Genomic DNA, 9586 nt, shown 5'->3' on the forward strand with positions numbered 1-9586 from the left:
CCGGGCCCGGGACGGCCTCCCGGCTCGAAGAACAAGCACCGAGCCAGGCACCACGACGTCGGCAAGACCGTCAAACGCGCCGAGTCGATCAAGGAACACCAAGCCCGCCCACGTTAAACGCCAAGCTGAGAGGAGTCAGCGGCCTGCCGCTCAAGCACGACGACATCGCTCTCGCCTCTCCCTCCTCCGACAAGAAGCCCAGACAGGAGCGAGCCCACCCCGAAAGGGCCCGCCCGACGCAATCTCGACGGTCTGGCCGCAGGCGGTCACGCAGACCTGTGTCGTCCATTTGATCCGGGCCTCGAGGCCGCAGCCCTCAAATGCGTCTACATGGCCGTCATGAGCCTCGACCCCACCGGGCAGGGACGCAAACGCTGGACCATGCGCTGGAAGCCCGCACTCCAGGCCTTCGACATCGCCTTCGACGGCCGACTCTCCGTCGGCCGCCGCTAACTCACACCACCCGCTGCCCGGCGTGCACGAGCCGGGTGACCACCTCCCGCAGCTGGGTGGCGGTCACCGCGGTGGCGTCGTCGGCCGGCCCCAGCCGGATCGCGTCCAGCACGGCCGTCCAGGACGTGCGCCCCGTCTCCAGCGCGGCGACGAAGGAGTAGGGCCAGCCGGGGATGAACTGATCCGCGCTGCGGCCCCGCCCGTAGACGTGGCAGAACAGCAACTCCGGGCTGGTGGGGGCGCCGGGACGCAGCCAGTTGCTCACGTCGACGGCGAGCACGATCCGCCCGTCGGCGGCGCGCGGCAGCGGCGTGCAGGCCAGCAGCCTGCGTAGGCGGCGCGGTTCCAGCCAGCTGTGGTTGACCGCGTCGTACATCGCCCCGCACCCACGCCGGTGCTCGGCCGTGAGCGTCAACTCGACCAGCGAGGTGACCGGGCCGTCCGAGCACAGCACCGCGTCGGTGAGCTCGAAGAGCGCATCCGCCCGGGTGTAGAGGCAGTCGTAGAACTGGACACGAAAGTGGGACAGGACACCCAACGCGGCGTCAGCGGACTGTTCAAGGGCGAGACTCTTCACCAGCGGCCGTTCCTTCACGCGACGTTGCTCGACACCTCGAAGCGTGAAGAACGGCCGCCCTGCTGTCCCGGGAGCGAACCAAGATCAGCGGATCAGGTGAACGGCCGAGGTTAAACACCAAGCTGAGGGAAGAGAGGCCGCAATCCAGAGCACAGCCGACGGCCGCATCCCGGCCGGCGGGTGGTGGACCGGCGCTCACCTCAGGGTGATCAGTGTGTCTTTTGATCCTTCACTGCGTTGGCGATTACCCGGCGGTGCTGCTGTCCGCGTCGTCGGTGGCGGCCACGTAGGCAGGGAACGCGGCCTCAGGCTTCTTCCAGGGCCTCACCGAATTCGCGCATCACCCGGCCGTGATGGCTATGGGCGAGTTGGTGTCCGACGGCCAGGACCAGCGCCACCGGCCATTCGAGGATCTCCAGGGCGGCCAGTAGGCCAAGGCCGGTGAGAAAGGCAAGCTGCTCGGCAGGGGGCAGTTCAAGACGCGCGCCGAACACGTCGAGAGTCACGGCGTTGTGTGCGACAGCGCGTTCAGCAGCCGCGCCGGCCGACTTCGGGTCCGCGGCCGAGGCACCTGGCCGGGCTGGGCGGGCATCCTTTGGGGGGACAGTTGGTGCGGTCATGGTTGCCATCCGTTCCATCGACGACCACGAACCCGTCGGCGATGCGTGCCTTTTTTCCACTTTGTCAACCCTAGTCAGGGCATACGGACGGTGCATGCCGAGCGGTAGCCGCCTCGTGTGCCGCCCGCCCCTCGGCGTGCACCAGCCGACCGCCGGGACGTACCAGGAGCAGCAGGTCGTGCCGGTCAGGGAGCGTGCCGTCGAAGGCCGCGTCACGATGCGGGCCCCCTGGGCGCACCCTCCGACCTGGCCGAACGACTGGGTCCGCCATCTTGCCCCGATCGTGCGCGGTTTCTTTCGTAGTGCACCGTGGCTTTCCCGTAGGGCCCAGGCCCCTGAAAGCACCGTCGGCCCGCCAGGGCTCCGGGAAACGTCCTACACCCTCAGCTGGAGCGCTTCCCCTGCCCGTGAACCGGAACCGAGGTCGTGAAGCGACCCGCCACCCGTGAGGGAGTGGTGGAAGTCCGCGGGGAGCATTCGGGCATCCGTGTGCAGGACCGGCTCGTGAACAGCGGTCCGATCGTCGTGGTGCCGCCACTCTTGCCCGTGTTCGCCGTGATCAGCGAGCGGATGCTCGGATCGAGTGCCCAGGGCAAGCGCCTTGTCGCGGCTTCATGACGCGAGGCTGCGTCGGCCGCAGCCGTGCGGGTGCACTCATGGGCTTCTCAGGCCGCTTCGGCCGGGAGCCGTCCGGCGCGGATGGCCTCGACCAGGGCCTGGTGGTCCTTCTCGTTCTGGTCCGCGTACAACTCGGCGAACGTCGCCAGCGCACGGTCGAAGACATCGCCGCCGCCCATGTACGAGGCGATCGCGATCCAGTCGCCGGACCTGACGTGGGCGCGGCCCAGCGTGGCACCGCACAGCCTGCCGAACAGGGTCATCTTCTTCGGCGACAGGTTCTCGGCCACGGCGATTCCCTTCCAGTCGCGCAGCTGGCGTACGTAAAAGTCCCGTCGCTTAAAGGCGGCCAGGGCCGCCTTCCGCACCATCAACGAGCGCTGGGAGGCCAAGGGCCCGTAAAGCAACGTGTTGATTCTTTACGGGCCCTTACCGTCCATGCCCGTGAGGCGTTCCCAGCCCAGGAAGATGTCGCTGGTGGCCTGCATGAGCCGTTGGCCGGCGACGACGCGCTCGCCCTGCGTGCTGAATGCGCTGCCTCCGACGTAGGGCGCCAGAACCGACTCGTCGGCTTCCTTGGCCTGAAGGAACAGGGGATCCTCGTCGTCCTTGCCGAGCAGCAGAATGATCCAGCAGCGGGTTCCCACACTGCGCACCCCGACGACCTCGCGGGCCACGTCGGCGATGCGACAGCTCTCCAGCAGGAACCGGCGGTCCGTCTACAGACTCTGGCCGTAGCGCTCGATCAGCCAGCTGATCTCCTTCTCCAGCGTGCCGCGTTCGGTGTCCGGCAGCAGATCCTGGAGCCGTGCCAGCAGCGGTGGATCGGGAGCGATCAGACGCATTCCGTCGATGACGTGCGTGAGCTTGTCGAAGACCTGCAGCGTGTCATGAGCACGGGCCCGCTCCCGGGCATCAGAAGACGATCACCTCCTGGCTGGATCTGGCAGGCCGGCTGTACCTACCACGACCCGGGTGGTCCAGCGTCCTGATCTATTGGCCGGGATGCGATGAGGCTCCCCCCATTGGATGGTGGAGTCATGAACCATCGTCACCAGTCCCAACGGACGATCGATATCGACTCCCGGCTCGTCACTACCGGTGCGGTGCTCACCGCGGCCGGCGCCGTGGTGGCGTGCGTCGGCATGACCATCGCGGCCTCCGCCGTGTTCGCAGCCGGCCGACGCATGATCCGCGATATGGACGTGCCCCCGGCCCAGCAGGCGGCCACGAAGTGGCGGCAGGCCAAGGAAGCATCCCGAGCGGGCATGCAGGCATGGCAGTCCGCGTCCGACGCCCGGAACTGATCTCCCGCCCGCTACATCCGCCGAAGCCGCTCCGCCCACCGGGTCCCGGCCCGGGGCACGTGGAGCGGTGCCGCTTGCGGGGACCGCGGGGGTTCCCGGGTGCGACGAAGATCCGTATCTGTGAGGCACTGAAGGGCACCACAGGCGTCTAGCCGCAATACCGGTGACTTTGGGGTTTTTGGGTCGCTGGTTGTGGTGTGCCAAGGCCCGGACAGGTGAAGCCGTCGTCGGATGACCGGTTTTCGGATCGGATCGCGATTGGGGTGCTGACCCGCGCGTTTCCGCCGGAGTTGGTGGATGAGGTGGTCGCGGGGTGTGGCCGGGTTGAGCAGCGCCAACGGCTGCTGCCCGCCCGGGTGGTGGTCTATTTCGTGCTGGCGATGTGCCTGTTCTCCGGGCAGGGCTATGAGGAGGTCGCCCGACTCCTGACGCACGGACTTCAGCGGATGTGCCGGTGGAAGGGGACCTGGCAGGTACCGACCACCGCGGCGATCGGCCGGGCCCGTCTGCGACTGGGCCCGGAGCCGCTGAAGACACTGTTTGCCCGGGTGTGCCGGCCGGTGGCGACCGAGGAGACCAGCGGGGCCTGGTATCGGGGGTGGCGGCTGGTCGCGGTGGACGGCACCACCTTCGACGTGCCGGACACCGAGGCCAACGCCGCCTTCTTCGGCCGCCCTGGAGTCAGCCGCGGACAGGAGAAGAGCGCCTGTCCGCAGGCGAGGGTGGCCGCGCTGGCCGAGTGCGGCACCCACGCCGTCTTCGCAGCTGAAGCCGGACCGCTGGCTGTCCATGAAACCGAGCTGGCCCAGCGCCTGTTCAGCTCACTGACGCCGGGGATGCTGCTGCTGGCCGACCGGGGCTTTCGCGGCTTTGACCTGTGGCGGGCCGCCGCCGCAACCGGCGCCGACCTGCTGTGGCGGGTCAAGAACGACGCCGTACTCTCCGTCCGGGCCCTGCTCAAGGACGGCTCCTACCTCTCGGAGATCGTCGCGGCCCGGGACGAGAACCGACGCGCGGACCCGGCGAGGGTCCGGGTGATCGAGTACACGCTTGGCAGCGACGGCAGTGACACGGTGTACCGGCTGATCACCACCATCCTGGACCCGAAGACCGCCCCGGTGGCGTCGCTGGCCGTGCTGTACGCCCAGCGATGGGAGATCGAGAGCACGCTGGATGAGATCAAGACCCATCTCGGAGGGCCCCGCCTCGTCCTGCGCTCTCAGCACCCCCGCGGCGCCGAGCAGGAGATCTTCGCCTTCCTGCTGGTGCACCACGCCCTCCGGGACCTGATGCGACCAGGCCGCACAGCAATCCGAGCAGGACCCGGACCGGATTTCCTTCACCCGCACCCTGCGCGTCGTCCGCCGCCACGTCACCGACCAGGCGGCATTTTCCCCCCTCCCGGCTGGCCCAGCGGACACCACGCCCACGCCGAGGCCATGGCACACCGCGCCCTGGCCAAGATCCCGACCGAGTTCCGGCGCAACCGAGCGCTCGCGACCGCCCAGCTCGCCCTCGCGCAACTGGACCAGGGCGAACCCGAGCAGGCCACGACCACCGCTGCCGATGTCTTCACGATCATGGACAGCGACCCCCTGCCCGGCCGTATGCGCACCCTCATCGGCGACTGCCACCGGAGCCTGTTCGTCCTGACCCCCTCCGCCTCCTACGCACGAGACTGGGCAGACCGCATGCGAACCGAATGGAGTCGAGCGTGACCGACCTGCGTCCCTTCCGGCACGAAAACCTCCCCGAGGACTTCCGGCAGATGCTCATCGACGTACACGCCGACGCCTACGCCGACCAGATGGACGACCCCTTCCACCAACGCTTCGCCTGGTTCGTCGACCACTGGACCGGCATGGACGGCTTCTCCTGCGTCGTGGCGTACGACGCGGACGAGCCGGTCGGCTTCGCCTACGGCGCCCCGCTCGCCCCAGGCCGCGAATGGCGGCGCTCCACCGACTACGTGCCGAGCAACGGCTACAGCACCACCTACGCCGTCTCGGAGGTCATGGTGCGCCCCGGCTGGCGCAAGCAAGGCATCTCCGAACGACTCCACGAAGCGCTACTGAAGGAGCGCGCGGAGGATCTCGCCGTACTCCTGGTCGACGTGACCCACCCCAAGGTCCAAGCGCTCTACGCGTCGTGGGGATACATCAAGGCCGGAGAACAGCAGCCATTCGCCGACTCCCCCGTGTACGCGGTCATGCTCAAGAACCTTCGCGACTGAGTGTTCGCAGCATAGGTTCGCAGCATAGGTTCCCGGCTTGACGACGCGGCGAGTGAGGACCTGCTGGTCTCCGCCCACCGCTGGTGGTCACCCGTTGAGGATCTGACGCTTCTGTTCCTCGAACTCCGTTTCCGTCAGCACGCCCTGTGCTTTCAGTTCGCCCAGCTCTTTCAGTTGCGCGATCTTGTCTTCCGATGACGCGGGCGCAGGCTGCGCGGGTGCGGGTTGCTGTGCGGGTTGCTGTGCGTCCTGCTGGGCCCACCGGCCCGCCTGTCGCCGGGACACGCGGTTCGACACGGCAGTCGCCGTACCGGCTACGGCAGCTGTGCGGGCGACGCCGCGAATGAGACCTGGCATGTCGAACCTCCTGTGATCTGCATGCTGTTCATGGCCGAGTGTCGGCCGCACTGGCTTCCGCCAAGTCGAGTGTCGCGATGACGTCCTGTACGGGGATCCTTCCGGCGGCCACCAGGCGGGCGCCGCTGCGCCTCAGGGATCGGGCAAGTGGTGCGGCCCAGCGGTTCTCGTACATCACGATGCCGGCCGTACTGCCGGCGCCGATCGCCTTTCCGGCCTCTTGGATGTCGTCCTGACCGAGCAGTCCCGAGGTGGCGCCTTCGAATACCGCGAGGTCCGTGTTTCCCTCACGGGCGAGATCCACCATGTCTACTGCCTCGACGGAGCCGTCAGGGTCCTTGCGGACGAAGACGAGGTCGAGGATGCGGATCAGGCCCCGGTCGACCAGGTCGACCAGGTACGGAAGGGCTTCGCCGGTGGGACGGCTGCCCGGATATTCGACCACCAGGTAATCGATGGGGCCGATGTCGTCGAATTCGTCGTTTTCGTTGCTCACGGCAACTCCTCATTACGTGGAGAACTCAGCGCCCCGCCGGCCTCGCCGCGCATCGGCTGCTGTGGCCACGAGGACGGGGAGGCGAGAACCGCTCCCTCATCCAGTGGACCACTCGACTGAGGGGGGCGCATGTTGGTCGGGTCCCGCGGTTCGCCATACCGAGGGCCGCCGTAGGCCAGGGCCTCCGCAGCGCCGCCGATGGCAAGGCTGCGGCCAGGCCCCGCAGCCGTCCCCATCGCCATGGGAGTGCAGCGGAAAGGCCGACGGCTTCCCCGAGTGCCAAGATCTCCTCTCCGCGTTTCCGACGATCGCCGCGACCGTGACGCTGTGCAACCTGGCGGCGTACCCGCCGCCCGGACGCCTCGTCCTCCCGTGCCCGCCCTCTCGTGTGTGGGCAGCTCGAACGGGCCTCCGGGTAGCGGGGCTGGAACTGGCGCTCGGAGAACTGCTCGCGGCGGCCACGGGGGCGCGGGGGCCGACTCGAAGCCATCACCGTTCCATCTCACTGTCGGGCCGGGTGGGCGGCAGAGAAGACGACCCACCTTTTGGCAATGCGCCGTCCCCACACCCTGGTTATGGTTGACAGGAAGGGAAAACACAAAAGCACATTCGGGCCGGTGGTCGGTTATGGAGCAGCTGGCAACCATGACCGCATCAACCGTCGCCGCAGAAGGCGTGCCCCCGGCGGCTGACACTCGGTCGCGGACGCGAAGGTGGCCGGCGGAGGCGTGTTAAACCGCCCCTCCCCAACAACTGCCTGTCTCATCGGCGTTGACGTACTGACCGCACACTTCCTCGAATATCCGTAAGCGCCGGCCTTGGTGGTCAGACACAAACACGCCCCCAGCGATAAAAGCCAGGCGTTCCGCGAGTTCGGTCAAGCGCTCGGGGAAACACGGCACCCTCTTCTCCGCAGGGTGCTGACTTCTGCTCAAAGGTGGGCACCGCCTTCGGCTGTGCCGCGAACTCACGTCCGCTTTTCCGGCAAGTGATGCGCCTCTTGCCGGAGCCAGCCGTCCGCGGTGATGGCGTTCGCCCCCGTCGGTCTTGTCCCGCTTGCCGTCACTCTCCAAGCCGAAGGAACACCCTCATGGATTCCTCTGGTGGTACGCCGTCAACTTCCGAAGGTCCTGACCGTCCGGTCGTCGGCGGACCTCCCATGAGCGTCGCGGAACGGGACGAGTACGAACGGCTGCGCAAGGCGGCCGGGGTGCATCACCGACGCTTGCGCTATTCGGCTGCCTCCGTCCTGCTGCTGCTGACCTTCCTCCTGGCGCCGCTCGCCGTGGTCGCGGCCTGGGTCGACTCCGAGGTCTCCGACACCGACCGGTACGTCCAGACCGTCGCCCCGATCGCCACCGAGTCCTCCGTGCAGAACACCCTGACCGACCGGCTCACCAAGCGTGTGGTCGACAACGTCGATGTCGCCGCGTTCACCGCATCCGTCGCTCGGACGTTGCAGCGGGAGGGGGCGCCCCCTCAGGTGGTCCAGGGCGCCGAGTCGCTGACCGGCCCGCTGACGAGCGCGCTCAACTCGGCCGTCCACGACGTCGTGTACAAAGTGGTGACCAGCGACCAGTTCGCCGAAGCATGGGACGACGCCAACCGGCAGGCCCACGCCGCCGTGGTCAAGGTCCTCACCGGCAAGGGCAGCAGCGCCATCCAGGCCGGCGACGACAGCATCGACCTGAACCTCGGCACCGTCATCGACAACGTCAAGCAGAAGCTGGTGGACGCGGGCTACGAACAGGCTACGAAGATCCCCGACGTCGACAAGACGATCACCCTGTTCCAGACCGACAAGCTGAACGAGGCCCAGGACGCAATGCGTCTGCTGAACGTGCTCGGCGTCTGGCTCCCCGTCCTGGTCCTGGTCCTGGCGGCGCTCGCCATCTGGAGCGCGCCCGCGCATCGCGTCGCCCTGATGAGCACGGCCATCGGCGTCGGGGTCATGATGATCGCGCTGCTCGTCGGCCTCGCCGTGATGCGCCAGGTCTATCTGGACTCCGTCCCCACCACCGCTCTGCCGCAGGACACCGCGGCCGACATCTTCGACACCTTCCTCCGCTTCCTGAAGAACAGCACGGTTACGGTCCTGGTCATCGCGGTGATCACCGCGCTGGCCGCCTATCTGTACGGGCCCGGACGCGGCGCCCGCTGGGTCAGACGAACCGCGTCGAGCGGAACCGGGGCCACGGGCCGGTCCATGGCGCGACACGGTCTGCGCACCGGCGCCACCGGCCGCTGGCTGGGCGCGCACAGCAAGTGGACCACCGGCATCGCCATCGCCGGCGGCGCGCTCGCCCTGTTGCTGTGGAACTACCCCACTGCCGGGGTGGTGGCGCTCGTCCTCTGCATCGTCGTCCTCGTGCTGGTCATTCTCGGAATCCTCGCCGCGGCCTCCGGCACAGCAGGACACGCGAACGCCGACGACCAGCGAGTCATCCCCTCCGGGTGATGCCGTTCGGTGCGGGCCGGGCTCTCCTGAAGACGTACGGCACCCCAACCTCCAGACAAGGAGCACGAAATGGCCGAGCAAGAGACAGGCGCGGGCGGCGTCGCCGCCATCGCCGAAGCGGACGCCCCCGTCTTCGAGACGCTGGTCCAGATGACGCTCGACACGTTCGAGCGGTCCGGGCTGGATCAGGAGACGTATCTGCTGGCACGCATCGCGGCTCTGGTGGCCATGGATGCCTCTGCCCCCTCGTACCTCCTCAACATCGGCACCGCCGCGGAAGCCGGCGTGCCACTGGAGAAAATCCAGGGAACGCTCGTGGCGATCGCCCCCGTGGTGGGCAGCGCCCGGGTCGTGTCCGCCGCCCGCGCCATCGGCGAAGCCTTCGGGCTGGAAATCCCCGGAGAAGAGGAGCAGTGACGACGGGCCCGGGGGGGGGGGGGGGCCCCCTCCGAGCCAGAACAGGGGAT

8 protein-coding genes and 4 pseudogenes are annotated in these 9586 nt (G+C 68.1%); 7 read left to right on the forward strand and 5 right to left on the reverse strand.

All coding sequences use genetic code 11. The features are described 5' to 3' along the window. Nucleotides 1–303: 303 nt before the first annotated feature. Nucleotides 304–453 (forward strand): annotated as a pseudogene (locus ACTWQR_RS54550) (IS256 family transposase); the annotation flags it as partial. A 13-nt stretch (nt 454–466) separates the two neighbouring features. Here ACTWQR_RS54550 and ACTWQR_RS54555 read toward each other — a convergent pair. After that, a pseudogene (locus ACTWQR_RS54555) lies at nt 467–991 on the reverse strand (transposase); the annotation flags it as partial. Between the two features lie 344 nt (nt 992–1335). Next, nucleotides 1336–1536 carry a hypothetical protein gene (locus ACTWQR_RS54560; protein ID WP_443234811.1) on the reverse strand — a complete coding sequence of 67 codons (201 nt, stop codon included), beginning with the start codon at nt 1534–1536 and terminating at the stop codon, nt 1336–1338. Nucleotides 1537–2076: 540 nt separating this feature from the next. Here ACTWQR_RS54560 and ACTWQR_RS54565 point away from each other — a divergent pair. Next, nucleotides 2077–2268 carry a hypothetical protein gene (locus ACTWQR_RS54565; RefSeq protein ID WP_443234812.1) on the forward strand — a complete coding sequence of 64 codons (192 nt, stop codon included), beginning with the start codon at nt 2077–2079 and terminating at the stop codon, nt 2266–2268. Between the two features lie 47 nt (nt 2269–2315). On the opposite strand, the pseudogene ACTWQR_RS54570 reads toward ACTWQR_RS54565, so the two are convergent. Next, a pseudogene (locus ACTWQR_RS54570) lies at nt 2316–3182 on the reverse strand (DUF2252 family protein); the annotation flags it as partial. Between the two features lie 126 nt (nt 3183–3308). Between ACTWQR_RS54570 and ACTWQR_RS54575 the strand changes: the two are divergent. The 3 genes and pseudogenes from ACTWQR_RS54575 (at nt 3309) to ACTWQR_RS54585 (ending at nt 5808) form a co-directional block, all read left to right on the forward strand. Next, on the forward strand, nt 3309–3575 hold the full coding sequence (locus tag ACTWQR_RS54575) for a hypothetical protein (RefSeq protein ID WP_443234813.1): 267 nt from the start codon (nt 3309–3311) through the stop codon (nt 3573–3575). Between the two features lie 197 nt (nt 3576–3772). Continuing rightward, a pseudogene (locus ACTWQR_RS54580) lies at nt 3773–4973 on the forward strand (IS4 family transposase); the annotation flags it as partial. 304 nt (nt 4974–5277) lie between these two features. Beyond that, entirely contained in the window at nt 5278–5808 is a 531-nt protein-coding gene (locus ACTWQR_RS54585) for a GNAT family N-acetyltransferase (RefSeq protein ID WP_443234814.1), read from the forward strand. Nucleotides 5809–5895: 87 nt separating this feature from the next. Here ACTWQR_RS54585 and ACTWQR_RS54590 read toward each other — a convergent pair whose 3' ends face one another. Together ACTWQR_RS54590 and ACTWQR_RS54595 are read right to left on the reverse strand one after the other, a co-directional pair. Beyond that, nucleotides 5896–6165, reverse strand: a complete 270-nt coding sequence (locus ACTWQR_RS54590; RefSeq protein WP_443234815.1) for an SHOCT domain-containing protein — start codon at nt 6163–6165, stop codon at nt 5896–5898. Nucleotides 6166–6193: 28 nt separating this feature from the next. Next, on the reverse strand, nt 6194–6661 hold the full coding sequence (locus ACTWQR_RS54595; protein WP_443234816.1) for a DUF6325 family protein: 468 nt from the start codon (nt 6659–6661) through the stop codon (nt 6194–6196). A gap of 1159 nt (nt 6662–7820) precedes the next feature. On the opposite strand from ACTWQR_RS54595, the gene ACTWQR_RS54600 reads away from it, so the two are divergent. Both ACTWQR_RS54600 and ACTWQR_RS54605 read left to right on the forward strand, forming a co-directional pair. Further along, the gene (locus tag ACTWQR_RS54600; protein WP_443234817.1) at nt 7821–9119 is read left to right on the forward strand and encodes a hypothetical protein; all 1299 of its coding nucleotides are present in this window, start codon (nt 7821–7823) and stop codon (nt 9117–9119) included. A 69-nt stretch (nt 9120–9188) separates the two neighbouring features. Beyond that, the gene (locus ACTWQR_RS54605; RefSeq protein ID WP_443234818.1) at nt 9189–9536 is read left to right on the forward strand and encodes a carboxymuconolactone decarboxylase family protein; all 348 of its coding nucleotides are present in this window, start codon (nt 9189–9191) and stop codon (nt 9534–9536) included. Nucleotides 9537–9586 lie beyond the last annotated feature (50 nt).

The organism is Streptomyces sp. 2A115 (assembly GCF_052245575.1).
Classification (GTDB): domain Bacteria; phylum Actinomycetota; class Actinomycetes; order Streptomycetales; family Streptomycetaceae; genus Streptomyces.